The sequence below is a fragment of the Pseudomonas pseudonitroreducens genome (genome assembly GCF_021603645.1).
In the GTDB taxonomy this organism is placed as follows: domain Bacteria; phylum Pseudomonadota; class Gammaproteobacteria; order Pseudomonadales; family Pseudomonadaceae; genus Pseudomonas; species Pseudomonas pseudonitroreducens.
Genome location: NZ_BQHJ01000060.1, coordinates 1 through 390, shown reverse-complemented (window position 1 = coordinate 390; position 390 = coordinate 1). Strand labels below are relative to the sequence as shown.

Annotated in this window: 1 protein-coding gene; it reads left to right on the top strand. The window is 63.8% G+C overall.

Annotated elements, in window-relative coordinates:
- A partial coding sequence (locus tag L6D89_RS32460) for a hypothetical protein (protein WP_236202354.1) occupies positions 1–390 on the top strand: 390 nt, incomplete at both ends.

Below are 390 nucleotides of genomic sequence, written 5' to 3'. Positions count from 1 at the left end.
TGACCAGTCGGCGTGACATGCAGCGCGATGGCCCCACCGCACCGGTGAGCAATGAGGCCCTGGCAGCGGCCAAGCGTGCTCGCGAGTACCGCGAGGCGCTGCAGCAGATGACAGCTGACCAGGCTGCAGCAGCCGAGGCCCAGGAAGCGGCCGAGAAGCGCCACACCGACAACATGAACAAAATCAGGGCCGATAACCTGGCCAAGCTCCAGACCGCGCTGGCCACTGAAATGCGCATGTATGAGGCTGCTGCCAAGCGCCTAGAGACTGCGAAGAAACAGCGCGAAACGGTGGCCAAAGAGTTCGCCGACCTGGCCAAGGACATGCGCACTGCCCCGGCCGGGCAAGCTTCGCTCAGCGATGTCTATTCGCTTCAGTCGAAGGCTCGCC